Annotated in this window: 24 protein-coding genes and 1 pseudogene; 10 read left to right on the top strand and 15 right to left on the bottom strand. The window is 71.4% G+C overall.

Translation table 11 applies throughout. From position 1 onward, the window contains the following. Positions 1–2: 2 nt before the first annotated feature. Both ACFYZ8_RS38410 and ACFYZ8_RS38405 read right to left on the bottom strand, forming a co-directional pair. Positions 3–1,778: a protein kinase gene (locus ACFYZ8_RS38410; protein ID WP_388533396.1), complete on the bottom strand. Its 1,776-nt coding sequence runs from the start codon at positions 1,776–1,778 to the stop codon at positions 3–5. Between the two features lie 171 nt (positions 1,779–1,949). Further along, on the bottom strand, positions 1,950–2,876 hold the full coding sequence (locus ACFYZ8_RS38405) for a LysR family transcriptional regulator (RefSeq protein ID WP_388533399.1): 927 nt from the start codon (positions 2,874–2,876) through the stop codon (positions 1,950–1,952). A gap of 88 nt (positions 2,877–2,964) precedes the next feature. Between ACFYZ8_RS38405 and ACFYZ8_RS38400 the strand changes: the two genes are divergently transcribed. The 3 genes from ACFYZ8_RS38400 (at position 2,965) to ACFYZ8_RS38390 (ending at position 6,011) form a co-directional block, all read left to right on the top strand. Then, the gene (locus ACFYZ8_RS38400; protein ID WP_388533401.1) at positions 2,965–3,885 is read left to right on the top strand and encodes a zinc-binding dehydrogenase; all 921 of its coding nucleotides are present in this window, start codon (positions 2,965–2,967) and stop codon (positions 3,883–3,885) included. Further along, a complete protein-coding gene (locus ACFYZ8_RS38395) occupies positions 3,882–4,874 on the top strand; it encodes an alpha/beta hydrolase family protein (RefSeq protein WP_388533404.1) in 993 nt (330 codons plus the stop codon). The genes ACFYZ8_RS38400 and ACFYZ8_RS38395 overlap by 4 nt, the downstream gene beginning before the upstream one ends. 126 nt (positions 4,875–5,000) lie before the next feature. After that, entirely contained in the window at positions 5,001–6,011 is a 1,011-nt protein-coding gene (locus ACFYZ8_RS38390; RefSeq protein WP_388533406.1) for a zinc-binding dehydrogenase, read from the top strand. A gap of 802 nt (positions 6,012–6,813) precedes the next feature. Here the strand turns inward: ACFYZ8_RS38390 and ACFYZ8_RS38385 are convergent. Both ACFYZ8_RS38385 and ACFYZ8_RS38380 read right to left on the bottom strand, forming a co-directional pair. Continuing rightward, positions 6,814–7,103, bottom strand: a pseudogene (locus ACFYZ8_RS38385) (ANTAR domain-containing protein); the annotation flags it as partial. Between the two features lie 116 nt (positions 7,104–7,219). Then, entirely contained in the window at positions 7,220–7,912 is a 693-nt protein-coding gene (locus ACFYZ8_RS38380; protein ID WP_359029049.1) for a TetR/AcrR family transcriptional regulator, read from the bottom strand. Positions 7,913–7,966: 54 nt separating this feature from the next. On the opposite strand from ACFYZ8_RS38380, the gene ACFYZ8_RS38375 reads away from it, so the two are divergent. From ACFYZ8_RS38375 to ACFYZ8_RS38365, 3 genes are all read left to right on the top strand, one after another. Beyond that, positions 7,967–9,088, top strand: coding sequence for an NAD(P)/FAD-dependent oxidoreductase (locus ACFYZ8_RS38375; RefSeq protein ID WP_359029048.1), 1,122 nt, complete (start codon positions 7,967–7,969; stop codon positions 9,086–9,088). 137 nt (positions 9,089–9,225) lie between these two features. Next, complete coding sequence (locus ACFYZ8_RS38370; RefSeq protein WP_388533409.1) at positions 9,226–10,020, top strand: alpha/beta hydrolase; 795 nt, start codon at positions 9,226–9,228, stop codon at positions 10,018–10,020. A gap of 67 nt (positions 10,021–10,087) precedes the next feature. Continuing rightward, entirely contained in the window at positions 10,088–10,789 is a 702-nt protein-coding gene (locus ACFYZ8_RS38365; protein WP_388533411.1) for a GAF and ANTAR domain-containing protein, read from the top strand. 148 nt (positions 10,790–10,937) lie between these two features. Here the strand turns inward: ACFYZ8_RS38365 and ACFYZ8_RS38360 are convergent, their stop codons facing one another. The 3 genes from ACFYZ8_RS38360 to ACFYZ8_RS38350 form a co-directional block, all read right to left on the bottom strand. After that, on the bottom strand, positions 10,938–11,705 hold the full coding sequence (locus ACFYZ8_RS38360) for a class I SAM-dependent methyltransferase (protein WP_388533414.1): 768 nt from the start codon (positions 11,703–11,705) through the stop codon (positions 10,938–10,940). Positions 11,706–11,848: 143 nt separating this feature from the next. Next, a complete protein-coding gene (locus tag ACFYZ8_RS38355; RefSeq protein WP_388533417.1) occupies positions 11,849–12,244 on the bottom strand; it encodes a hypothetical protein in 396 nt (131 codons plus the stop codon). 53 nt (positions 12,245–12,297) lie between these two features. Beyond that, a complete protein-coding gene (locus ACFYZ8_RS38350) occupies positions 12,298–12,801 on the bottom strand; it encodes a GIY-YIG nuclease family protein (RefSeq protein WP_388533420.1) in 504 nt (167 codons plus the stop codon). Positions 12,802–13,160: 359 nt separating this feature from the next. Here ACFYZ8_RS38350 and ACFYZ8_RS38345 point away from each other — a divergent pair, with 359 nt between their 5' ends. Continuing rightward, positions 13,161–13,931 carry a polysaccharide deacetylase family protein gene (locus ACFYZ8_RS38345; RefSeq protein WP_388533423.1) on the top strand — a complete coding sequence of 257 codons (771 nt, stop codon included), beginning with the start codon at positions 13,161–13,163 and terminating at the stop codon, positions 13,929–13,931. Between the two features lie 5 nt (positions 13,932–13,936). Here ACFYZ8_RS38345 and ACFYZ8_RS38340 read toward each other — a convergent pair whose 3' ends face one another. The 5 genes from ACFYZ8_RS38340 to ACFYZ8_RS38320 form a co-directional block, all read right to left on the bottom strand. Next, entirely contained in the window at positions 13,937–14,515 is a 579-nt protein-coding gene (locus ACFYZ8_RS38340) for a hypothetical protein (RefSeq protein ID WP_388533426.1), read from the bottom strand. 192 nt (positions 14,516–14,707) lie between these two features. Beyond that, a complete protein-coding gene (gene add, locus ACFYZ8_RS38335) occupies positions 14,708–15,745 on the bottom strand; it encodes an adenosine deaminase (RefSeq protein ID WP_388533428.1) in 1,038 nt (345 codons plus the stop codon). 99 nt (positions 15,746–15,844) lie between these two features. After that, positions 15,845–16,111, bottom strand: coding sequence for a helix-turn-helix transcriptional regulator (locus tag ACFYZ8_RS38330; RefSeq protein ID WP_359029039.1), 267 nt, complete (start codon positions 16,109–16,111; stop codon positions 15,845–15,847). Continuing rightward, a complete protein-coding gene (locus ACFYZ8_RS38325) occupies positions 16,111–16,602 on the bottom strand; it encodes a DUF2975 domain-containing protein (protein ID WP_388533432.1) in 492 nt (163 codons plus the stop codon). Before ACFYZ8_RS38325 ends, ACFYZ8_RS38330 begins: the two co-directional genes overlap by 1 nt. Before the next feature lie 106 nt (positions 16,603–16,708). Continuing rightward, a complete protein-coding gene (locus ACFYZ8_RS38320; protein ID WP_359029037.1) occupies positions 16,709–17,128 on the bottom strand; it encodes a helix-turn-helix domain-containing protein in 420 nt (139 codons plus the stop codon). 62 nt (positions 17,129–17,190) lie between these two features. Here ACFYZ8_RS38320 and ACFYZ8_RS38315 point away from each other — a divergent pair, with 62 nt between their 5' ends. After that, positions 17,191–17,979 carry an alpha/beta fold hydrolase gene (locus ACFYZ8_RS38315; RefSeq protein ID WP_388533435.1) on the top strand — a complete coding sequence of 263 codons (789 nt, stop codon included), beginning with the start codon at positions 17,191–17,193 and terminating at the stop codon, positions 17,977–17,979. A gap of 5 nt (positions 17,980–17,984) precedes the next feature. Here the strand turns inward: ACFYZ8_RS38315 and ACFYZ8_RS38310 are convergent, their stop codons facing one another. Then, the gene (locus tag ACFYZ8_RS38310; protein WP_388533438.1) at positions 17,985–18,395 is read right to left on the bottom strand and encodes a VOC family protein; all 411 of its coding nucleotides are present in this window, start codon (positions 18,393–18,395) and stop codon (positions 17,985–17,987) included. A gap of 110 nt (positions 18,396–18,505) precedes the next feature. On the opposite strand from ACFYZ8_RS38310, the gene ACFYZ8_RS38305 reads away from it, so the two are divergent. Both ACFYZ8_RS38305 and ACFYZ8_RS38300 read left to right on the top strand, forming a co-directional pair. Beyond that, positions 18,506–18,655 carry a hypothetical protein gene (locus tag ACFYZ8_RS38305; RefSeq protein WP_359029034.1) on the top strand — a complete coding sequence of 50 codons (150 nt, stop codon included), beginning with the start codon at positions 18,506–18,508 and terminating at the stop codon, positions 18,653–18,655. A gap of 146 nt (positions 18,656–18,801) precedes the next feature. Continuing rightward, positions 18,802–19,659, top strand: coding sequence for an oxygenase MpaB family protein (locus ACFYZ8_RS38300; protein ID WP_388533441.1), 858 nt, complete (start codon positions 18,802–18,804; stop codon positions 19,657–19,659). Positions 19,660–19,720: 61 nt separating this feature from the next. Here ACFYZ8_RS38300 and ACFYZ8_RS38295 read toward each other — a convergent pair whose 3' ends face one another. Beyond that, positions 19,721–21,745 carry a non-reducing end alpha-L-arabinofuranosidase family hydrolase gene (locus ACFYZ8_RS38295; protein ID WP_388533443.1) on the bottom strand — a complete coding sequence of 675 codons (2,025 nt, stop codon included), beginning with the start codon at positions 21,743–21,745 and terminating at the stop codon, positions 19,721–19,723. 55 nt (positions 21,746–21,800) lie between these two features. After that, complete coding sequence (locus ACFYZ8_RS38290) at positions 21,801–23,450, bottom strand: glycoside hydrolase 43 family protein (protein ID WP_388533446.1); 1,650 nt, start codon at positions 23,448–23,450, stop codon at positions 21,801–21,803. Between the last annotated feature and the right edge of the window lie 71 nt (positions 23,451–23,521).

The raw sequence follows: 23,521 nt of genomic DNA, 5'->3' as shown, positions 1-23,521 counted from the left end.
CGTCAGTCGGAGCTGCGCAGTGCGGCCCAGGTGTCGTGTGCCACGACACCGTCCGCGCTCAGCCCCCGCTCGCTCTGGAAGGCGCGGACCGCGCTCTCCGTGCCGGACCCGAACTCGCCGTCCACGCCGGTGCTTCCCACGCTGTATCCGCGCTCCGTCAGCATGCACTGCACCTGCTGTACGCGTTTGCCGCTGTCGCCGGGGCGGGTGCGTCCACTGCCGGCGTAGTACGTGCACTCGGAGAGCCAGGGCGCGGTGCCGGCCTCCTCGGACGGGCTGTCGGCGGACGGTGCGGGGGACAGCGCGGTGGACGGCGTGTCCCCGGAAGGCAGGGCGTCGTCGTCCGGGCCGGCGGCGGAGTCCGAGGCCCTGGGCACCGCCGGGGTGGTTCCCGCCTTCGCGCCGCGCTCCTCCTCCACGGCGCCGTCGACGTCCGGGCGGCTCTGCCCGCTCGTACTCGGGGACACCGAACCGGGGGAGGCGCCACCGGAACCGGTGCCGTCCGCCCAGCTCGCACCGGCCTTCGGGGAGGCGGCGGCGGGGGAATCCTGACGGTTGAGCAGCAATGCCATCGCGGCCACGACACAGATCACGATGCCCGCGCCGGCGACCAGTAACGCCCTCCGCCGGCCCCGGGCGGGAGCTCCCCCGGGGCCCGGCTGTTCCAGCGGAGGCTCGGCGGCGGAGCTCGCGTCCTTCTCCGGCTGCGGCGACGGAAGTGGCTGCGCCGCGGATGGCGCGGGCTGCTGGGGCCTCGCGGACGGGGGAAGCGGCACGGGGCCCGCGGCCCGTAGGCGGCTCATGCTCGCGACGGGCAGGTGGTGCAGCGCCTCGTACGCCCGCTGCCGGGCGCGTACCTCACCGTCCAGGGGCTCCGGCCAGGTGGACGGTACGCGGCGGGCCCGGGCGGCGTCGATCAGCTCCCGCGGAGTGGGGCGCTTCGCGGGCTCCTTGGCCAGGCAGGCGGTCAGCAGCGCGCCGAGCTCCTCGTCCGCCGCCGCGATCTCACCGACGACCTCGGGGTTCGGGTCCTCGTACGCCACCCGGTGCATCACGTCGACGCCGGTGCCGTCGCCGAACGGCGCACGTCCCGCTGCCGCGTAGACCAGGGTCCCGGCCAGCGAGAAGACGTCCGACGCGGTGTCGGACCGGCCCTCTCTCAAGTGCTCGGGTGACATGTAGGCCGGGGTCCCCACCCGGTTGCCCGTGCCGGTGATCGCGCTGGCGTCAGCGGCCTTCGAGATACCGAAGTCGATCACATGGGCGCCGCGGACGGACAGCAGTACGTTGGACGGCTTCAGGTCCCGGTGCACGATCTCCTCGACGGCGAGGCTCGCCAGGGCCTGCCCCAGCTCCGCGACCAGCCGCCAGACCGCGGCCGTCTCCAGGGCGCCGTACTCCTTCACGGCTTCCGCCAGATCGAAGCCGGGGAGGTACTCCGTGGCCATCCACAGCAGTTCGTCCTCGAAACCCGTGCCGCACAGGCGCGGCGCGTGCGGTGTCCGCAGACGGGCGTGCACGGACGCTTCGCGTTCGAACCGGCGGCGGAACCGGGGATCCTCGGCGTACTCCGGCCTGATCACCTTCACCGCGACCAGCCCCGGGCTGTCGTCCCCGGGACGCGCCAGATAGACGCGCCCCATTCCGCCGCTGCCGAGCAGCGCCACCGGGGCGTAGGGACCGACGCGCCCCGGGTCGCCGAGCCGCAGTGGTAAGGCACCGGTCTGCCGCAGCGCGGCAGCCGCGTCGTCCGCCGACGCCGGCCGCTGTCCCGACAAGTAATCCCCCGAAGTCACATTCGTCGCACGCCAGTTCACCCCCAGTGAGAGAAGAGGGTAACGCAGCTCGCGCATGTGTTCAGGAAATCGCTCACCTCCGTCCCGAGAGCTGCGTGACGGCCCCGGTGTCCTGGCCGGACACCAGCCACGAAGTGGGCGGAGCGCACGTGCTCACGGTCGTGGCGGCGGCGCGGGCAGCCAGTCGTGGACCGGGGTGTACTCGAGCCATCGGTTTCGCCCTGCCTCCTCGGCGCAGGCGGCGGCGAGGCCGTGCAGTCCTGGGTGGCCGTTCCCGGAACGCCACAGCAGGGACCAGGCGTACAGCGGCGTGGGTTCGACCAGCGGCACCGACCTCACGCCGGGGACCTGCGGCAGGGGCACATCGGCGGGCACCAGCGAGAAGCGCCGCGGCTCTTCCGCCACCTCGGCGAGGAAGTGGGCGAGCCCCAGGTTGACGCTCGTCGCCGTGTTCCGGATGCCGAAGCGGTCGGCGAACTGATGGAGGAAGTCGAGCCGGTCCAGGGCGCCGGGTGCCCACAGCACGCTGTCGCGCAACTGGTGAGGCCGCAGAGCCGGTTCGGCCGCGAGCGGATGGTCCGCGCTCAGTACGGCGTCCACCGGTTCGAGACGGACGAGGCGGTGCGCCAGTCCGGCGGGCAGCGGGGGATGCACACGGCCGAATGCCGCGTCGATGTCGCCGTTCAGCAGTGCTGTCGCCACCGACCGCAGATCCCGCCCGTGTCCCAGCGTCAGCTCTCCGGCTCGTCCGGCGACTTGGGCCAGCGTTCGCATCGGCGCGTACAGATGCCCCCAGACGTCCACCTGCAATGGACGTTCCTCGCCGACTGCCGCCGCGACCGCGGTGTCGGCGGCGGCCACGGTCTGCCGGGCCGGTGGGAGGAAGCGCTGTCCGGCTTCGGTGAGACGTACGCCGTTGGCGCCGCGCTGGAACAGTTCCCTGCCGAGCAGGGATTCCAGCCGCGCGATCCTCTTGGAGAGCGCCTGCTGGGAGATCGCGAGGGTCCTGGCCGCCCGGCCGAAGTGCAGTTCCTCGGCGGTGCGCACGAAGGCGCGCACCTGCGCCACGTCGAGATCCACGGCTCCACCATAGGTGACAACCGAAAGTTGTCGGTCTTGCTCGGCTGTTGTTGGATCGCGGCGCTGCCGCCGGGGTTGCATTCCCGGCATGCGAAGACTGATTCCCACAGGAGATGCGGCGCGCCCCGTCGCCTTCACAGAGGTCCCCCAGCCCGTGCCGGGGACCGACGAGGCACTGGTCAAGGTCGAGGCGTTCGCGCCCAACCGGGGCGAGACCTTCCTTCTCGAAGACCCCCGGCCGGGTGCGCTGCCCGGCAAGGACATCGCGGGCCTCGTCGTACAGGCGGCGGCCGACGGCTCCGGCCCCGGCATCGGCGCCCGTGTCGTCGGGCACCCGGCGCAGGGTGGCTGGGCCGAATACGTCGCCGTGCCCACGCACTCGCTGGCGGTGCTCCCGGACAGCATCGACAGCACACGGGCCGCGGCTCTGCCGCTGGCCGGGATCACTGCCCTGCGGCTGCTGCGCACGGCCGGCTCCCTGGCCGGCCGACGGGTGCTGCTGACCGGCGCCTCGGGTGGCGTCGGCCACTACGTCACCGAGCTGGCCGTCGGCGCGGGGGCCGAGCTGACCGCGGTGACGGCCACGCCGGCGCGCGGCGAGCGGCTCGCGGAGCTGGGCGCGAAGGTGGTGCACGAAGTCGCGGTGGCGCACGGGCCGTTCGATGTCGTACTGGAGTCCACGGGAGGGCCGGATCTGCCTCTCGCCCTGTCGAAGGTGCGCCCGGGCGGCCTGCTCGTCTGGTTCGGCCAGGCGAGCCGCACCCCGGTGACCCTCGACTTCTTCCAGCTCCTCGGAGGGCCCGAGCGCGTCACGATCCAGCACTTCCACTACGCCGGCGCCCCGTACGGCTCCGATCTCTCCGCACTGGTGAGCCTCGTCGAACAGGGCCGGCTGCACCCGGAGATCGGCCGCGTCACCGGCTGGGCACAGACCGCTGACACGCTGGTCGACCTGCGGGAGCGCCGGATACGCGGCAAGGCCGTCCTGCTGACCGGAGGAGCACGATGAACGCCACCGACTTCGCCGCCGCCCAGTGGACCCGCGCCACCGGCACGGGCGTGGACCCGTACGAGTACCGTCGCGTCACCGAAGCCCTCACCTCCGTCGCCGACTGGGGACCGTCCTTCCTGAGTACCGGGCACCGCTACCTCCAGCGCGCGGAAGACGCGGGATCGTCCCGCTCGGCGGGTGAGTACCTGCTGACGGCGGCCCGGTGGTTCCACCTGGCCACCCTGGCGCCGTACGCGGACGCCCCCCGTGCCGCCGCCGAGGCGGACCGCGCCCTGAGCCGGGCGCTCACCGTGCTGGAGCCCGGTGCGCGGCGGGTGACGGGCGAGGGATTCACCGGCTGGCTGCGTGGTCCCGCCGACGCGCCGGGGACCGTGGTCCTCGTTCCCGGCCTGGACTCGGCCAAGGAGGAGTTCCTCGATCTGGCGTCCGCCCTGCTGGCCAGAGGGCTCGCCGTCTTCGCGATGGACGGCCCCGGACAGGGCGTGCTCGCGGCCACCACGACCTTCGTGCCGGACTACGAGCAGGTAGTGGGCCGGATCGTCGACGCCCTGGGCGTCGCACGCGTCGGACTCGTCGGCCTGAGCCTGGGCGGTTATTTCGCGGCCCGGGCCGCGGCCCTCGAGCCGCGCGTGGCGGCCGTCGCCACCGTCAGCGGCCCCTTCCGCCTGGACTGGGAGGAACTGCCCCCGCCTGTACGGGACATCATGGCCCGCCGCGCAGGAGGAGCCGACGCCGCCCAGGAGTTCGTACGCCACGTGGACCTCACCGCCCTGGCACCCCGCATCGCGGCCCCGCTGCTGGTTGTGGACGGCGGCCAGGACGTCATCCCCGGCGTGACGAACGGCGAGCCCCTGGCCCGTCTGGCGCCGCACGGCACCTACCTGTCCGTCCCGCACGGTGACCACCTCCTCGGCAACGCCAGGCCCGACTGGCTGCCCCACCTCGGCGACCACTTCACGCACACCTTGACGGGAACACCCGCATGAACCGCTTCACCGACCGTCCTCACCTCAACAGGCGGCGATCCGGGGCGAGTCGGGAATGAACCCGCCGCGTCCGCATGTTGACCACCGCCGACCGGCCCTCCTGCCCTCCGGGAAGAAAGCAGGCTCATGACGTCCTCGCCGAGCACGATGCGCGCCGTACGGCTCTCCGCTCCCGGCCCCGTGGGCAACCTTCGGCCGACCACGCTCCCGCTCCCGCCGGAGAGGGACGGCTGGGTACGCATCCGTGTCGAGGCGTTCGGCCTCAACCGGTCGGAGCTGAAGCTTCGGCTGGGCCTGAGCGTGGGCGTCAGCTTTCCCCGGGTACCGGGCATCGAGGCCGCGGGCACCGTCGACGCGGCCCCGCCCGGCAGCGGACTGGCCCCCGGGCAGAAGGTCGTGACGATGATGGGGGACATGGGCCGCACCTACGACGGCGGTTACGCCGAGTACACCTCGGTGCCGTTGTCCCAGGTCATCCCCGTCGACACCGATCTGCCCTGGGAGGTGCTGGGCGCCCTGCCGGAGATGGTGCAGACCGCCTACGGCTCGCTCACCGTCGGGCTGGACATGAGACGCGGCCAGTCCGTACTGATCCGGGGCGGCACCTCCTCGGTCGGCCTGGCAGCCGCCGCGCTGGCCGGCTGGCGTGGCGCCACGGTGCTGTCCACCACCCGTCGAGCCGACCGCCTCGCGCTGCTGGCGGAGCACGGCGTCGACCACCCGCTGCTGGACACCGGCGAGATCGCGCCCGCCGTGCGCGAGCTGTACCCGGAGGGCGTCGACGCCGCCCTCGACCTTGTCGGCACCCCGACCCTGCCCGACACCCTGCGCGCGGTACGCGTGCACGGCACGGCCTGCTTCGGAGGGAGCCTCTCCAACCAGTGGACGGTGCGGGACTTCTCCCCGAACGAGTACCTGCCGAGGGGCGTACGTCTCGCGGGCTACTTCGGCGACGCCGCGGACCTGCCTCGGGAGGCCTTCCAGGAAATCCTCGACGCGGTCGCCGCCGGCCGGCTGTCCTTCCCCGTGGACCGTGTCTACGACGGCCTGGAGCAGGTGCCGCAGGCCCACGACGACATGGAACACGACCGCGCCACCGGCAAGCTCGTCGTACGCGTACGGCATGGATCCCGCTGACCCCTGCACGCAAGGTCCGGTGTCAAACGCGACGCGAACCCGAGTCCCTCGGTGAACCCGTGGCGCCGGCCCCCGCATACCGGCGCCAGGATCCACACCTGTTCAGGCCGGGTTGCCCTGGGACAGGGCGGAGACGTCGGCCCAGTCCTGCCAGGTCTTGAGGCGCTCGGCGTATACGGGGGGGGGGGAGCAGCTCCAGTCCCGCGGTGCCGGAGAAGACGCACAGGGGCGGGGTGTCGGCGTCGACGATCTTCAGCAGTGCCGGTCCGGCCGAGGCGGGGGTCGCCGATCTTCATCTCACGCCAGCCCTCGGCCACGGCGGCACGCACCCCGTCGTAGAAGGGCAGCTGCTCGGCGAAGCGGGCGGAGGCGCCGGACCAGTATCCGCGGATGCTCCAGGAGACGCCGTCACCGCGGGCCCGGCACTACGAGAAGCAGCTGGGCCGGCAGGACATGATGGTTCCCGAGACGCCCGCCGGCTGGGAAGTGGCCCCGACCGGCCGGAGGATCCCAGGCCGACCGCCCTGGTCGCGGCCGCCCTCGCCTGCGCGGACGCGGCATCGACCGGCTGGGTGGCCTGTGAGGGCACCGTGCCACTGACCGTGCTGCTCGACCGTGCGATGGGCGCCTTCACGGAGTAAGGCCGGCGCGCGGAGTGCTGGGGGCCCTGTCGGCACTCGCTGCGCAGGAGTAGCACGGTCGGGGCTGGGGACTTGAAAGACAGGTCGGCGTGGCGGCGTACCCATGGGGGCCGCACCGGCCAGGCTTCTCCGGTTCGGCCAAAGAGCCGGGGAGGCCGCGGTCAGGTGAGGCCGCCCTTGCCGCAGACCTGCCGGGCGACCTCACGGAGCTTGATGTCGTTCTCCTGCGAGTAGCGGCGCAGCACGTCGAAGGCCTGGTCCTCGTCGAGGTGGTGGCTGCCCATGAGGTCGAGCCGCGGAAAGCGCCACCGCCGCGTGGGAGGCGGGCAGCCAACAGGAGGAAGCCCGTCATGCCGCCCACGCCGAGGGCGCGGGCCTGCGAGCGAAGACCGGCCAGAGCGGCTGTTCGGGTGCGGGCGGCCTCGAAGCAGGGCCCTTCCGGCAGCCGTTCCTACCCCGCCTTGAACTTCACGACGGTACCCATGACGGAGGGACGCGGGTTGATCACGGGTGGGACACGCGGAGCGCTGACGGCTCGTCGAGGGCACCGTCGGCATGAGCTCACCCTCACGCGGGCGGCCGGGCGAGATGGGCGGCCACCGCGTCGAGAACCCAGTCCAGACCGGTCACGAAAGACGTCTCGGCATCCACGTGCGTGCCGTCGTACACGGCCTTGGCCAGCGCCGGGAAGCGGCCCGTGGCCAACATCCGGGTCACATGCCGGCCGTTGGCGCGCTGCCAGTCGTGCTTGGACAGGCCCGTCGCGCGCTCGGCCCGCAGGTTCGCGATCTCACGTCGGACCGCGCCGGTGACGTAGGCGCTGACGGTCTCCACGGCACGCATGGCGGTGTCGACGTCGGCGAGGCCGTCCAGGGCGGCCAGCTTGGCCTCGGTCACGGCGAGGCCGTTGGGCCCCAGGGTCGGGCGGCCGCCGAGCAGGTCGCCGAGCCATTCGTGACGGAGCGCGGCCCGCCTGGTGCGGCAGGCCAGGACGCGCAGCGCCTCCCGCCAGTCACCGGCGTGCTCCTCGGGGAGGATCTCGGCCTGGACCTCGTCCACCATGAGGTCGAGCAGCTCCTCCTTGGTGGCGATGTATCCGTACAGCCGCATCGGGCCGGCGTCGAGCCGGGCGGCGACCTTGCGCAACGACACCGCTTCCAGCCCGCCCTCGTCGGCCAGCGCGACGGCGGCGGCGACGATCCGCTCGCGGTCGAGCGGCACGGGGCGGGCCGGGGGCTCGGGCCGGTCCCAGACAGTCATGGGTCATCACCGTTCTGCTGCGATGCTTCTCATGGAGCAATACACTGTATTGATATGAGACATCGTATCGCTGTCATAGGAGGCGGTCCCGGCGGCCTCACCTTCGCCCGTGTGCTGCACCGCCACGGCCACCCCGTCACCGTCCTCGAGCGCGACCCCGCCCCCGGCGCCCGCCCCCCGGGCGGCACGCTGGACCTCCACGAGGGGCTGGGTCAGCGCGCGCTGGACAAGGCGGGGCTGCTGGCGGAGTTCCAGGAGCTGTCCCGCCCCGAGGGACAGGCCATGCGCATCCTGGACACGGACGGGACGGTTCTGCGTGACTGGACACCGGGACCGGACGAACGGGCCAATCCCGAGATCGACCGCGGGCAACTGCGTGACCTGCTGCTCGGCCCGCTCGACGTCCAGTGGGGCCGGGACGTGACGCAGGTGGCGCCGGGCAAGGGCGGGGACGGCGTCCTGGTCCGTCTCGCGGACGGGCGGCAGGAGACCTTCGACCTCGTGGTCGGCGCGGACGGCGCCTGGTCCCGGACCCGCCCCGCGGTCTCGCCTGTGGCGCCGCACTACACCGGCGTCACCTCGGTCGAGACCTCCCTGGACGACGTCGACACCCGCCACCCCGACCTCGCCCGGCTGATCGGCGACGGCTCCGTGGCGGTGTACGGCGTGAACCGCTCCCTCACCGCCCAGCGCAACAGCGGCGGCCACGTCAAGGTGTACGCCAAGTTCCGCGCACCGCTGGACTGGCACGCGGACCTGGACCTGGCCGACGCCGAGGCGGTGCGTTCGAGTGTGCTGGCCCTGTTCGACGGCTGGGCCGCTCCCGTCCTCGACCTCCTCCGGCACGGCACCGCCTTCGTCCACCGCCCCCTCCACACCCTGCCCGTCTCCCACACCTGGACCCACGTCCCCGGGGTGACGCTCCTGGGCGACGCCGCCCATCTGATGCCCCCCTTGGGCGCGGGCGCGAACCTCGCGATGCTGGAGGGTGCCGAACTCGCCGAGTCCCTCGCCACCGGACCCGGAGATCTGGACGAGACCGTGCGTGCCTTCGAGGAACAGATGTGGGCACGGGCCGGGAGGTGGGCGAAGATCACGACGGCGGGTCTGGAACGACTCGTCAGCCCGGACCCCGCCGAAGCCCTCGCCCTGTTCGAACAGGTCCAGCCGTCCTGACGCTCCCGTCGGAGGCGCCGGGCCCCGCACCCTTGGTGCAGTGTCCGGACAGTCCTTGGCCTCAGCAGGAGGTAGCCGTGTCCCAGCCTCGGCACACATATCAGGTCCTGCCCACCAGACGGTTGCGGGGGAGCGGCGTGCCCTGGACGCATGACGTGCGCATCGCGCTCCCGCCGTCGTACGAGCACGGTGACCGCGGCTACCCCGTCCTCTGGGTGACGGACGCGTCCCTCAGCTTCCCGCTCGTCGTCGGCCTGATGAACTGGCTCCACACCGTGCGGGAGATCGCCGAGCTCATCGTGATCGGCCTCGGCGCTCCCGATGACAGCGATCACTCCGAGTTCAGCGCCCGTCGCACCTACGACTTCTATGCGATGCCCAGATGGGTCAACGCAGGACCCGGCGGCGCACGCATGGAAGCACTGGCCGCCGAGCCGCCGACGGAGGGCGGAGGCGCCGACGCACTGCTGTCGTTCCTGGTCGACGAGTTGCGCCCGCACCTGGCGGCCGAGCTCCGGTTCGACGACGACCACGGTCTCGTGGGGTTCTCCGGCGGCGGACACTTCGTCGGCTACGCCCTGTTCTCCCGGCCGACGGCGTTCAGCCGCTATCTGGCCGGCAGCCCTGCCCTCAGCGGATGTGAGGATCTGCTGTTCACGCTGGAAGCCGACTACGCCGCGACCCACGACGACCTGGCGGCCAAGGTGTTCCTCGGCGCGGGGGAGGCGGAGCTCACCGACCCCTTCGTGGCCGCCGCCGACATCGTCGGGTCGATGACCCGCATGTCGCAGCTGCTGCGACTGCGCGACTACCCGTCCCTGGAACTGACCGCACGCCTGTACCCCGGGCAGACCCACGGATCCGCGCTGTCGTACGCGCTGAACGAGGGCCTGCGCACGCTGTACCCCCGCACCACCCCCGGCACGGCATGAGGGGCTCCGCGCGGCCGAGCGCGGCCCGGCGGTAGGGTGGCCGGACCGGTCGAGGTGGGTGGTGGCGGTGGAGTGGCGAGAGTTCGCCGAGGAGATGGCACAGCTCGCGCGAAAGCTGCTGGCGCAGGAATCCGTGCAGGGCACGCTGGACGAGATCGCGGCGTCGGCGGTGCACCTGGTCGAGGGTTGCGACGCGGCCGGGATCCTGGCGGTCCGCAAGGGCCGGGCGGTCACCCTGTCCGCGTGCGGCGACGTGGTGGAAGCATCCGACCGGCTACAGGGTGAGCTGGCCGAGGGCCCCTGCTTCGATCTCGCCGCCCGAGCCGCCGGTGTCGACGGGGAGCGCGTGTTCCGGATCGCGGACCTCACCGAGCCGCAGCCGTCCTGGCCACGGTTCGCCGCCGCGGCTCGCGACCTGGGCATCGGCAGCATGACCGGCGTACTGCTCTACACCCACGACGAGGACTTCGGCGCGCTGAACCTGTACTCCCGCCGCCCCGGCGCCTTCGGCGAGGACATCGAGACCGCCGGCTGGATGCTGGCCTCGCACGCCGCCGTAGCCCTGGCCGACGCCCGCACGATCGACCAGCTCGAGGACGCCATGAAGACCCGGCACGCCATCGGCGAGGCCATGGGCATCCTGATGGAACGGCACAAGCTGAGCGAGGACGACGCCTTCAACGTGCTGCGCCGCATCTCCCAGCAGCACAACATCAAGCTCCGCGACGTCGCCCAGCGGGTCCGCGCCGACCGCGCCGGCCAGACCTGAGCCCATACGCTGCTCCCGTGGTCCAGCCGCCGGACAGGCGCCGCATCGGCGCCCTTCGTGGCAGAGGCAACGAGATCACCGCCCGCCTCCCCACTCGCAGTGAGCGACGACGCCGACACAGTGGCCGGGTCCGGCCGCGTGTACCTGGTCAACGCCGGCGCGCGCTGACCAGCCAGGCGCGGGAGTCGAACCACACGCCGTCGCCGGTGTCGTGCGCGTCCAGCGTCACGGACAACCGGTCGAGGGCGCGCTCCGCGGACGCGGCGTCCAGATCGGTGAGCCATTCCTTCGCCATGCGCAGCTGGAGTACGGCAGCACGGGCCCCGGCGGCGTCCGGGCCGTAACGGACGGGCTCGCGTACGTCGACGACGTCCACGGCTGTGAAGCCGGCCGCGGTCAGGAGGGCGGCCGTGACCTCCGGGTCGGCCAGCGAGAAGGGATCGCCGCCGCCGGCCGGAGTCGGTGACGCCTGCCTCCCGGAGAGCGCCTCCCGGATCGCGGTGTGCCACTCCTGTCGGTCGGCGGCCTGCCAGACCAGCTGCACGAAGCGCGCACCAGGGCTCAGGGCCCGCCCGATGTTGGTGAAGGCGACGACGGGGTCCGAGAAGAACATCGTGCCGAACCGACTGACGGCCAGCGTGAAGTGCTCTGCCACGAACGCGTGGTTCTGGGCGTCGCCCTGCACGAAGTCGACATTGTGGAGCCCCTCCGCCTCCGCCTGCTGCCGGGCCCGCGCCAGCATCGGGCCCGAGACGTCGATGCCGAGCGTGGTGCCCGACGACGCGGCGCGGGCCGCGTCCCGGGTGGTCCGGCCGGTGCCGCAACCGACGTCGAGGACACGATCGCCGGGTCGGATGTCGAAGGCCGCCAGCAGTCGCTCCTGATACCGAGCGAGTTCCGAGTCGTAGTCGAACAAGGGGGACCGCCTCCTCACGTCACCGGGCCGTGGTCCCCACTCTGGCAGCCATCGACCGCTCCGGTGTGCGGGAGGCGCGCTGGGGCGTCCGGGTGGACCGGGCCTCCGCCGCTCACGCTTCGCTTGCCCCGGCTGACCTCTGGTCAGAGCACGTAGGGGTAAAGAGCGATCTTCTCGCGCTCGATGAAGAGCTCGACCCACGTCCCGGTGACGCCCTCGGGCAGCGGGGCGGAAAGGTCCAGCAGGATGGTGGTGCCGTCCCAGTCGAGCGCAGCGGCACCGTCCTCGGTGAGGATCAGCTGTCCCCGCAGGACAAGGCAATGTCCGCCCGTCCGGAGTCCGGGGCCGGTTCCGGTGGCCGGCTTTGCGTTCCACCCCCAGACGATGTTCTCGTCGATCGTCCACTCGACGCGGTACTCGCCGGGCTCTGCGGAATGGTCCCCGCACCAGCGGGCCGCCCCGTGACCGAATGAGGTCCTGACATCAGCCAACCAGGGCCTGTTGGCGAACTTCGCGACTCTGACCAGTTCGATCAACACCCCTCGATGATGCCGTATCCGAGGTCCGGGCGCGGCGCTCACGGCTCGGCCCGTCACGGCTGCCGTCCGGGCGGGTGCCGGGCGGCCTCGGCCTCCTCGGCCTCTCTGGCAAGTCTCGCGGCTTTTGTCCGCGCTGCGGTGATGCCGCGGAGGATGAGGCGCAGATGCGTGGTGGACTCTGGTACAGCGGCTTCGAGATCCTCCAGCCGCCGTTGCTGCACGGCGAGTTCGGCCCTGAGGCGGGAGGCCCGGTCGGGTGGTGGGGGAGGGGCCGCCCCGTTGAAGACGACGTTGTGCAACGGCCGTTCGGCTTGGACGGCTTCACGTTCGGCCGCGTGTGCGTCGTCGGGGTAGTCGATCCGGACGCCGATGACGCGACGGCCCCAGGGCTGTTGTTGCAGGTGGGTGCGGATGCGGGTGAGCGGGCAGGTGGAGATGCCGACGTACAGCAGGCCGTCGATGCCGTAGAGCCGGTACAGGGCGGTGCGGCCGGCGGTGTGCAGACTGCCTTCCTCGTCGAACAGGCTGCGCAGGAACTGAGTGTCTATGTCGGTCATGACGCGGCCTCCCTGGGTTCAGGGCGCGCGGTCGCTGTCAGCGGGCCAGAGCGTCCAGGCGCCCCGGCCTCCGGCCGGATTTCCGCGACCGCGCGCCGCTCGTCCACCCCCACGCTGCCACGAGGGTGTGACATCGCCCGCAGCGCGGGTGCAAAACCCCCGTCTGCTGCCGCACCAGACTTATCGGTGAACGCCAACGAGCCTGTCCACAGCCGCACTCGGCCGCGTTGTCCGCGAACTCCCCCGGAATTGTCCTTGATCGGTAACGGACGCATCCTGCGGCCGCAGTTCCTCGTCTTGCCGGGTGGTCACCGAGTGACCGGGGAATCGACGAGGAACTGCGTGAAAGCGGGGCGGACATGGCACGGCACGGCGGGCGGGGCTGGAACAGCAAGGTGCTCGGGGCGGCACTCGGGGTGACGGTCCTCGCCGCCGGTGCCTCTGTGTGGACCGCGCAGGCCGGCGCCGCAGGAGTCACCTCGCCCAAGGCGTCGACGTCCGCCACGCCGGCCGGCGCGGTGAAGCCGGTCGCGGTGACCATCGCGCACGCCTCGGACAAGGGGGCACGGGGCGTCAACATCACCATCGACGACGGTCCCGACCCGGTATGGACCCCTCAAGTGCTCGACGTGCTGCGGGAGTACGGCGTCAAGGCCACGTTCTGCATGGTGGGTACGCAGGCGCAGGCCCACCCCGACCTGGTGAAGCAGGTGGTCGCCGCCGGGCACCGGCTGTGCGACCACTCGGTGTCCCATGACACCACCATGGACAAGAAGCCCGAGGCCTACCAGTCACAGCAGATCCTCGACGCCGAACGCATGATCACGCAGGCGTCCGGCGGCGTCCGGCCCATGTACTACCGGGCCCCCGGTGGAGCCTTCACCCCCTACAGCCGCAAGCTCGCCGCTTCCCGGGGCATGCGTCCGCTGGGCTGGAACGTGGACTCCAAGGACTTCGAGCGGCCGGGCGCGGACGCCATCGTCGCCACGGTCGAACGCGAGCTGCCGGGCGGTCCGACCGTCCTCTTCCACGACGCGGGCGGCGACCGCTCGCAGACGGTCGAGGCCCTGCGCGAGATCCTGCCCCGGCTCAGGGAACAGGGCTACTCGTTCGGCTTCCCTGTGCGCTGACGCCCTTACCCGACGAAGTCCGGTTGCCAGGGCAGGACCCGGAAGTCGCCTGTTCCGTTCTTCACGCGCTCGAACGGCGCCGAACTCACGCACTTGGGCAGGTCCTTGGTCTCCACCGGGCTGCCCACGGCGGCCCAGCTGTAGCCCAGCCGGTCGTTGCGGCCCGTGTCGTGCACGGTGAAGCCCACCCGCTTGCCCTTCGCCCCGGGCAGATCGCCGGCGGTGATGACACCGGTGGCGACCGCGACCTTCCCGCCGGTCACCAGACAGTCGATCCTTCCCTTCGCCCAGGCGCCCTCACCGTCGAGGTAGTGGCTGAAGCGGAACGTGCCGGTCGCCTTCGCCGGATCCATCCGGTGCTTGGCGGCCAGATGCGCGTCGAAGGTGAAGGTGATGTCGTCCCCGAGCGTCCGGGAGAGCTTGGCGGACCCGGTCAGGGCCGCCGCTTCCCGCGGCCCGCTGGGGGAGCCGCTCCCGGACGACCGGCCGTAGGCCACGGCGGAGGCGGTGCACGCGACGGTGATCAGGGCGGCGGCCCCTGCGGCCGCACGGATGCGAGTGGAGGCTGACACTTTGCGACTCATCGCTGGTCCTTCCTCGTGGATGACGCCCGTGTTCTGCGGGCGCCTTCACAGCCTCCCTCGGACTGACGGGGCCTCACATCCCCCGCTGAACTGACGTATTGCTCCCCCAGCCGGCTCACACCGGTGATCACCGTGCGCCCGCGGAGGTACGCCTGTCTGCACCCCTGGTCTCATCCAGCGGCAGTGACGGGTTTACGAGTCCGTCGGCCGCGAAGCCTCGCGGACCTGAGGCGTCAGCGCTCGGTCAGGGGCGTCGAGCCACTGGCCGATGCGCGTGACCGCGTCCTCCACCACTGAGCGCGGGGCGCCTGAGGCCTCGACCGAGGCGCGGGCGACCCCGGCGAGCTGGGGGTCCGTGAGTGCCAGGACCGTGCGGGCTGTTTCGTACTCCTCCAGCAGCCCGGCGCCGAACAGCAGGGGATCGTCGGCGTTGAGCGTGCACCGCACACCGGCTTGCAGCAGCCGGGGGAGGGGGTGGGCGGACAGGGATTCCACGACGCCGAGGGCGACGTTGGAGGTGGGGCAGACGTCCAGGACGACGCCTTCCACGGCCAGGCGGGCGACGAGGGCCGGGTCCTCGACCGCGCGCACTCCGTGGGCGATCCGTCGCGCGCCGAGCGCGTCGAGTGCGGCGCGCACACTGACCGGACCGGCGTGTTCACCGGCGTGCGGGGCGGAGATCAGTCCGGCGTCCCGGGCGATGGCGAACGCCTTGGCGAACGGCCCGGCGGGATGGCCGGCCTCGTCGCCGGCCAGACCGAAGGAGACCACGCCGTTGTCCGCCCGACGGGCCGCGAGGCGGGCGGCCTCGACAGCCTCCGCGGGTTCGGCGTTGCGCCGGGCGAACATCATGACGCCGAAGCCGATCCCCAGTCGGCCGGCGGTGCGACGGCCCTCGTCGATCACCACGTCCAGCAGGTCGAGCGCGGCGGCCGGATCGGCCACGTACGTCAGGGGATTGAAGTGCGGCTCCGTCCAGACCGCGCCGTCCGCGGCGTCGTCCTCGACCACCTCGCGCATCAGCCGTAGAAGGTTCTCCCGCGGTCCCTCCCGCACCAGTCGCGCGGCGACGCGAAACGTGGTCGTGAAGTCCTCGAACGAGGTGAAGCCGCCCGGGACCGACCGCTGCCGGACGTCCACGCCCGAAAGCTCCCTGAGCGTGGCGGGACGCATCGCGCCTTCGAGGTGGAGATGGAGATGGGCCTTCGGCAGGCGAGCCAGGCTGCGCATGCTGCGTCACCCTACGGCCCCGGTCGCCGATGGGGGAACGGGCGCCGGCTGTCGCCGGCAGGCCGGCGACCGGATCGAAGCGCGCACCCTCGCGGCGTGTCACGGGCCGGTGGCGTCGGCCGTCACCCCATGGGCCTGGGGCGCGTCTCCGCCCGTGCCGTCCTCGGCCTCCCAGCGCAGCAGGTCGCCCGGCTGGCACTCGAGTACCTCGCAGAGCGCGGCGAGTGTCGCGAAGCGCACCGCCTTGGCGCGACCGTTCTTGAGTACCGCGAGATTGGCCGGCGTGATCCCCACCCGCTCCGCGAGTTCACCCACGGACATCTTCCGCCTGGCCAGCATCACGTCGATGTCGACGGCGATCGGCATCAGATCACCTCGTCCAACTCGGCCCGCAGCTGCGAGGCTTCGACGTCGCGCGCCACGGCCTGGGCGAGCAGCATCCGCAGCACTAGCACGATGAGGGCGACCCCCAGAATGCCCACGCCGATGCCGGCCATGATGACGGTGACACCAGGGTCGTCCCGCTGGCCGGGCGCATTGACGATGGTGACGGCGAACCACACGAGGGCGGCCGCCACGATCGCGCCGATCACTCCGTCCACGTAGCGGAAGGCGGCGGGGGAGAACACGGTTCCGCGTCGGACCATCGCCACCAGCCGCCCTACGCAGACCAGGGCCACCTGGACGGACACCATGCCGAGGATCGTGATCACGCGCAGCGCGGTCAGTGGGAGCGTCCCGTCCTCCGGGTCGTTCCCGCTGATCAGCGTCCACACCATCAACGCCTGGATCAACACGGTGCCGGCGAGCACCACCAGGAGCACGGCGCGCAGGGCGGCCACCGTCAGCTTTCCCATGACCTGTTCCGTCCTTCCATCGACTTGCGATGGAAATCTATCGAATATCGATAGGGGTGGCAAGTGTCGTCGCCCCCGACCTTCGCGGCGAAGTGGCCGACCTGTCCTATGAGTCTCGTTCCGTAGTGAGACGTCGCAGCAGGCCGAGCAGGGTCGCGCGGTCCGTGGCGGGCAGGGCGGAGAAGCAGTCGGCGAGCACCTCGTCGGCAACCTTGTGGCCGGCCGCCAGGACTCGCTCGCCCGTCGGCGTCAGATGGTGTTCGATGCGTCGGCCGTGTCCTGGCCGGCGTTCGACGAGGTCCTGGGCGGTGAGCCGGCCGGCGAGTGTTCCGAAGGCCTGCTCGGTCTGGAAGGTCGCCGCCGCCAATTCGCGGGCGGATGCCCCGGGGGAGCGGCTGATCGCGCGCAGGGCGTCCCACTGGGCCAGCGTCGTCCCGACGGTCTGGAGGGCGCTGTCGAGTGCCCTGTGCTGTCGGTACTGGGCCTGTTTGACCGCCCTGCCGAGTTCCTGCAGCTCGCTGTGCATGTGGCAAGTCTACGTCATGACTAAGCTAGCTTATATAAGGATGCTTAGTTACAGTGGTCGGCATGCCCACAGACACCTCAGCCGCGTACGCCGACCTGCCCCTCACCCTGTCCGAGGCCGGAACAGGCAGGCCGGTCCTCGTCCTGCACGGCGGTGGAGGCCCCGCCACCGTCGCCGGTCTCGCCGAACACCTGTCCCGCACCGCCCACACGATCACGCCCGTGCACCCCGGCTGGGACGGCACCCACCGCCCCGCATGGCTCGCCGGCATCGACGGCCTCGCCCTCGCCTACCTGTACACCCTGCGCGAACGCCGACTGCGCGACGTTCTCGTCGTCGGCTCCTCCCTCGGCGGCTGGATTGCCGCCGAGATGGCCGCACGCGACACCACGGGGTGCGTCACCGGCCTCGTCCTGATCGACGCGGTAGGCGTGCATGTCGAGACGGAACCGATCACCGACTTCTTCGCCCTCGACGCCCGCGGTGTCGCCGAGCACTCCTGGCACGACCCGGACCGCTACCACCTCGACCCGGCCGACGTCCCGGCCGACGATCTCGCGCGCAGAGGGGCCGACATGGCCACCATGCGCGTCTTCGCCGGCGACCCCTACATGCACGACCCCACCCTGCTGTCGCGGCTCGGACGGATCCAAGTGCCGACTCTCCTGCTCTGGGGCGAGAGCGACCGCGTCGTCACCCCTGCCTACGGCGCCGCGTACGCTGAGGCGTTCGGCAACGGCCGGCTCGAGGTCATCCCCGAGGCCGGCCATCTCCCGCAGATCGAACAGCCGGAGGCCACCTTCGCGCTCATCGACGCACACCGTCGCCGGACGGACAGCCTGTCGTCGTAGGGGAGTCACACCGAAGCACGAGACGGGGAGCCCGGGTCACCACGCAGGAAGAGACAGAAGGGGTGGCCCGCCGGGTCGCACAGGACCCGCACGTCGGCCTGGGGTTGCACGTCGGCCTCGGTCGCCCCGAGCCGAAGGGCATGATCGACGGCCGAGGACAGGTCGTCCACCTCGATGTCCAGATGCATCATCATCTGCTGCTCGGACCGGCTGGAGGGCCACTGCGGGCGCTGGAAGAGCCGTTCCGTCTGGAAGGACAGCCCGGCGGTGCCGTCGGGTGACGCGAGCTCCACCCAGCCGGGCTCTTCCTTCCGCGGCCGCCACCCGAGCAGGGCCTGGTAGAACCGTGCGAGCTCGTGGGCGTCCGGTGCGTCGAGAGTGGTCGCGGCCAACGTGAAACGCGGTGAGGGCTTCATGGGGTACTGCTGCCCCGTTCCGGGGGGTGGGACCGCGAGCCCTGGGTAACCGCGTCTGTACGAAGGCCTTGTCGTACAGGGGATGTCGTCGACCTTCTCGGGAGGAAGTCGTGCCTGGCATGTTGGAGAAGATCAAGCAGTTCAGCAGGAGCCCCCAGGGGCGGCGGGCCGCGGAGCAGGTGCGCCGAGCGTCGGCCGACCCGCGTCGCCGGGCCCAGGCCCGGCAGCTGCTGGGCAAGCTCCGGGGGCGCGGCCACTGAGCCGGAGTCCGTTCGCCACGGCGGCAGGGGCCCGTGACGTGCCCGGCCACCCGTAAGAGGCGAGGCGCACCGCATCCGCTCCTGCCGCTGCCGGGGAAGACAGAGCACCAGCTGTGTTCACGGGGCGGAAGGGAGGTGCGGCGGTGATGACCGACCTTCGGGACCGCCTGGGCAGGGCCGTGTTCCGGCGAGTGGCCGGTCCGGACGGCCCCGCCAACCGGGCCCGCATCCACGACACGCCAGGGCCCCGCTGGTTCGGTCCGGAACGCCCCATCCGCGTCGTGCACGGTGACGCGTCGATGTTCATCGGCGGGCTGAGCGCACTCCTGCTCCAGTCCCTGCACCCGCTCGCGATGGCCGCCGTGTCCGCGCACTCCGGGTTCCGCGGAGATCCCTGGGGACGGTTGCAGCGCACCAGCACCTTCCTGGCCGTCACGACCTACGGCACCGCTTCCGACGCCGAGGACGCCGTCGCGCGGGTGCGCGGCATCCACCTCGGGGTGCGGGGAACGACTCCTGAGGGGCTTGCCTACCACGCCGCGGACCCGCATCTGCTCGGCTGGGTGCACGCCGCCGAGACCGACAGCTTCCTGCGCGCGCACGAGTGCTACGGGGCCCGGCCGCTCGACGCGGCGGGGTACGACGACTACGTGGCCGACACGGCGCGGGTCGCCGAGGCACTGGGTGTGGTCGACCCACCCCGTGACCGCAAGGCCCTGGCCGCACTGCTGGCGGCGTACCAGCCGGAACTGCGGGCCACCCCCGAAGCGCGGGCCGCCGCCCGGTTCCTGCTGCTGCACCCACCCGTACCGCTTGCCGTGCGGCCGTTCTACGGCGTCCTGGCGGCGAACGCGGTCGCACTGCTGCCCTCGTGGGCGCGCAGCGTGCTCCGGCTGCCCCGGCTCCCTGTCGTGGAGGGGCTCACGGTTCGGCCCGCGGGTCTGCTGCTGACGCAGACCATCCGCTGGGCCATGACCCCGGGGGCGCGATCGCGGCTCGAATGAGGCTCGCCCGTTCCACCAGCGCGGTATGGGCCCCGCGCCAGACGCGGGGCCCATACGGCGGTCAGCAGGTCGAGTTGGTCTGGGTGAGGAGGCCCAGGCGCCAGGGGAGACTGTTGTAGTCGCCGCCGGCGTTGGGATCCTTGCCCTGGTACAGGTACTGCAACTTGCAGGCCGGAATCGTGAGCGTCTGGTCGTAGCCCGCGCGGATCATCTCGCCGTGGCTGATGTCCCGGCTCCAGGTACCGGCGGGGAACGTCACGTTGCTGGACTTGGCGAACGGGTTGCTCTCGGACGCGGCCAGGGGCGACCACGAGCCGGCGAGGCTGCCCGACGTCCAGGAGCGGAAGTAGCGGCGGCCGTCCGAACCGATCGCCTCGACCAGGAGCAGGTACTGGTTGCTGCCCTGCACCTTGTAGACGTTGCTCGCCTCGAACAGGGCGTACTTGGAGTCCTGCGCCGCGATGACGGTGTTGGTGAACCCGTTCGGGAACTGGCCCACGGTCGTCTGGGAGCGGTACAGGTGCCCGTTGTCGTCCGAGGAGAACAGGTAGCAGTTGGCGCTGTCGCAGATCACCCACATGTCGACCCAGTAACCGTTGCCGATGTTCTGGCGGATGATGTCCGGCATGGACGAGTAGAAGTTCTTCGGGGCGCTCCACCCGTTGGGGTTGCTGATGTCGGGGTTGGTCGAGTACGACGCGTTGCCGGTCTGGTAGACGAGGTACCACAGGCGTTGCGGCGCGTAGTAGAAGACCTGCGGGGCGGCCCGGTACCCGGCGCCGACGGCGGTGCGGTCGAGATAGTGGTGGGTGGCCGAGCCGGCCTGGGACCAGTCGGAGAAGTTCAGGTACACCAGGTTGTACCCGGAGGCGTTGGCGGTGCTCGCGAACACGTGGTACTTGCCGTTGTAGTAGACGACTGACGGGTCCTTGATCCCGGCGATGTTGTGGGTGGCGTCCGACTTGGGGGAGATCAGGGGCCCGCTGGAGCTCCAGCGGAAGGACGTGGGAAGTGCCGCGGCCGACCGGGTGTCCGCCCCGGCCGGTGCCTGCTTCGCTGCCGTGGGGGTGCCGCCCATGGCGGTGAGCGTCGACTGGTAGGCGGGCTTCTTGTTGCCGTTCCGGTCGAACAGCAGCGGGTTCTCACCGCTGCGCCAGGAGTCGCTGTCGCGGATGCCCCAGACGGTGATGCCGGTGCAGCGCGCCACGTTCATGCAGGCCCGCACCGTGTTCGCGTACGCGGCCGTGGGAGCCTGTGCGATGTCCAGCTCGGTGATCTGGACGTCCACGCCGAGCGCGGCGAAGTTCGACAGCGTCGTCTGGAAGCTGGACGGCGGTCCGCCCGCCCCGAAGTGGGACTGGAGGCCGACGCAGTCGATGGGCACGCCGCGCGCCTTGAAGTCGCGCACCATGCGGTAGACGCCCTGGGTCTTGGCGTCGCTCCAGTTCTCGATGTTGTAGTCGTTGTAGCAGAGCTTGGCCGAGGGGTCGGCCGCCCGCGCGGTGCGGAAGGCCTGCTCGATGAAGCCGGTGCCCAGCACGTCCCGGAAGACCGAGCTGCGCATCTGGCCGCTGCCGCCGTCGGCGAAGGCCTCGTTGACCACGTCCCAGGCGTAGATCTTGCCCTTGTAGTGGTTCATCACCTGGGTGATGTGGTTGTTCATCACGCTGCTCAGGGTGCCTGCGTCCCTGATGGAGCTGACCCAGCTGGGCAGTTGCTGGTGCCAGACCAGGGTGTGTCCGCGCAGGCGCTGCCCGTGTGACGCGGCCCGGTTCGCGATCTGGTCGCCGGGGCCGAAGTTGAACGAGCCGCGGGAGCGCTCGACGGTGTCCCACTTCATCTCGTTCTCGGGCGTGACCGCGTTGAACTCCCGGTCCAGGATCCCCGTGTACGTGCCGTCGCCGAGCCGTCCGGCGGCCACGGCGGTTCCGAAGTACCGGCCGGACTGGGCCGCCTGGGCGCCCAGAGTGGAGGCGCGGACGGCGTCGGGCGCGGCACTCGCCGCGCCGGGTGTGACCAGGGCGGCCACGGCCAGCAGGGACAACACCGAGGCTCGGCGACGGCCGAGCCGTTTCAGAGGGTTCATGGTTCTCCTCGTGCGGGTGAGTGGGGGGTTGCGCTGTGCCCTCGGTGGAACGGGGTCAGGGCGTCGACAGCTCGAACCGCGGGACGCGGACCGCGCCGCCGAGTGCCTGGGTGGCGTGGTTGAAGAGGGCGAATCGGTAGCCCATGAAGAAGCGCCAGTCGTTGCCCAGGGAGAAGGCGGGCCCGAGCCGGGTGAAGGTGGTGCCGTCGGTGCTGTAGGAGAAGGTTCCGGGGCGGGCCGCGCCGGGGCGGATGTCGGCGGTCGCGCGCAGCCAGACGCGGTTGCCCGGCAGGGGCGCGCTCGCGAGCTCGGTGCCGGTGCCGGTGGTGTTCCAACTGCCGTCCATGGTGAGCCCGTCGACCATGGCTACCCGGCTCGCTCCGCTGTCGCGCCGGACGCCGATCCAGGCGGAGGAGTCACGCAGCAGTGCGAGTCCTGCGCGGTCGCCGTCCCGCATCGCGGAGACGTCGAGCTGGACGGTGGCGGTGGAGGTGGGGCCCTGGACGCGGTGCGTGAGGGTGTTGCGCGCCCAGTACAGGTCGTTGGTCACCGTCGCGGTCCGCAGGGTCAGCCCGTTTCCGGTGGACCACTTGGTGTTGTCCGGGTTGTGGTTCCACTCCCACCCGGGCCTGAGGGCCGGGCCGTCGAAGGTGTCCACGCCGGTCATCGGGGTGACCTGCCGGGGCGGGGCGGGCACGGCCGGGCTCGGATAGGACAAGCCCCAGGCGCCGTTGACCAGTTGGACGACGGGCCAGCCGTCCGGGGTCCAGGTGACGGGGGCGAGGACCGGCACCCGGCCGCCGGGGTAGGCGTCCACGAAGGCCAGGTAGTACCAGGCGCCGCCCTGCGTCTGCACCAGCCCGCCCTGGTGCGGGACACCCCCGCCGGGGACCGGCCCGCGCAGGTCGAGGAGCACCTGTCGCATGGTGTACGGGCCGAACGGGCCGCCCGACGACTTCAGGATGTACTGCCCGTTGGCCGGCCGGGTCAGGAAGATGCAGTACTGCCCGTTGATCTTGTAGAAGCGGGAACCCTCAAGCGTGCCGACACTCGACGGTGTCGTGAACACCTGCTGGGTGCGCACCTGTTGGCGGCCGTCGGGCGAGAGCTGGGCCACGTTGATGGTGGTGTTGCCGTACGCCACGTACAGGGTGTCGTCGGTGTCGACGAGCAACCCCGCGTCGTAGTAGGGGGTGTTGATCGTCGTCAGCCTGCTCCACGGCCCCTCCGCGGCGGTGGCGGTGTAGATGTACGTCCTGGCGAAGTCGATCTGGCCGAGCCAGTAGAAGGTCCTGTTGCTCGGACGGTAGGCCAGGGACGACGCCCAGATTCCTCTGACGTAGCCGCGGGCCCCGTTCAGGTCGTACTTGGCGCCGAAGTCGAGGACGGGCACCGAGTGACCGGCGATCTCCCAGTTCACGAGGTCGTACGACCGCAGGACGGGCGCGCCCGGTGAGTAGTGCATCGTCGAGGCGGAGGCGTAGTAGGTGGCGCCGACGCGGATGACGTCGATGTCCGCGAAGTCCTGCCAGATCACCGGGTTCGTGTACGTCGCGGCGGTCATGGGGACCGGTTCCCGGGCGGACGCGGAAGCGGCCGTGGGGGAGGGGCCCGCCAGTGGCAGGAAGGCGCCGGTGACCAGGGCGCCAGTGGCGGTCAGCGCCTGTCTGCGGTCCAGGTGTTGGCGTTGGCGAGGGCATGACATATCCATATGCCGTTCTCTCTGCGAGGGAGCGCTGTGGGGGCGGAGCTGTCCAACTCGTTCGAGAGTGCGAA

The organism is Streptomyces sp. NPDC001668 (genome assembly GCF_042893155.1).
Classification (GTDB): domain Bacteria; phylum Actinomycetota; class Actinomycetes; order Streptomycetales; family Streptomycetaceae; genus Streptomyces.
Note: the sequence above shows the minus strand (reverse complement) of the source record. Positions and strands in the feature narration are given on the sequence as shown.

Coding starts and splice junctions, on each gene's coding strand:
- ACFYZ8_RS38400 (WP_388533401.1), top strand. CDS start 2,965: ATGCGAAGACTGATTCCCACAGGAGATGCGGCGCGCCCCGTCGCCTTC.
- ACFYZ8_RS38395 (WP_388533404.1), top strand. CDS start 3,882: ATGAACGCCACCGACTTCGCCGCCGCCCAGTGGACCCGCGCCACCGGC.
- ACFYZ8_RS38390 (WP_388533406.1), top strand. CDS start 5,001: ATGACGTCCTCGCCGAGCACGATGCGCGCCGTACGGCTCTCCGCTCCC.
- ACFYZ8_RS38380 (WP_359029049.1), bottom strand. CDS start 7,912: ATGACTGTCTGGGACCGGCCCGAGCCCCCGGCCCGCCCCGTGCCGCTC.
- ACFYZ8_RS38375 (WP_359029048.1), top strand. CDS start 7,967: ATGAGACATCGTATCGCTGTCATAGGAGGCGGTCCCGGCGGCCTCACC.
- ACFYZ8_RS38350 (WP_388533420.1), bottom strand. CDS start 12,801: ATGACCGACATAGACACTCAGTTCCTGCGCAGCCTGTTCGACGAGGAA.
- ACFYZ8_RS38345 (WP_388533423.1), top strand. CDS start 13,161: ATGGCACGGCACGGCGGGCGGGGCTGGAACAGCAAGGTGCTCGGGGCG.
- ACFYZ8_RS38340 (WP_388533426.1), bottom strand. CDS start 14,515: ATGAGTCGCAAAGTGTCAGCCTCCACTCGCATCCGTGCGGCCGCAGGG.
- add (WP_388533428.1), bottom strand. CDS start 15,745: ATGCGCAGCCTGGCTCGCCTGCCGAAGGCCCATCTCCATCTCCACCTC.
- ACFYZ8_RS38330 (WP_359029039.1), bottom strand. CDS start 16,111: ATGCCGATCGCCGTCGACATCGACGTGATGCTGGCCAGGCGGAAGATG.
- ACFYZ8_RS38325 (WP_388533432.1), bottom strand. CDS start 16,602: ATGGGAAAGCTGACGGTGGCCGCCCTGCGCGCCGTGCTCCTGGTGGTG.
- ACFYZ8_RS38320 (WP_359029037.1), bottom strand. CDS start 17,128: ATGCACAGCGAGCTGCAGGAACTCGGCAGGGCGGTCAAACAGGCCCAG.
- ACFYZ8_RS38315 (WP_388533435.1), top strand. CDS start 17,191: ATGCCCACAGACACCTCAGCCGCGTACGCCGACCTGCCCCTCACCCTG.
- ACFYZ8_RS38310 (WP_388533438.1), bottom strand. CDS start 18,395: ATGAAGCCCTCACCGCGTTTCACGTTGGCCGCGACCACTCTCGACGCA.
- ACFYZ8_RS38300 (WP_388533441.1), top strand. CDS start 18,802: ATGACCGACCTTCGGGACCGCCTGGGCAGGGCCGTGTTCCGGCGAGTG.
- ACFYZ8_RS38295 (WP_388533443.1), bottom strand. CDS start 21,745: ATGAACCCTCTGAAACGGCTCGGCCGTCGCCGAGCCTCGGTGTTGTCC.
- ACFYZ8_RS38290 (WP_388533446.1), bottom strand. CDS start 23,450: ATGTCATGCCCTCGCCAACGCCAACACCTGGACCGCAGACAGGCGCTG.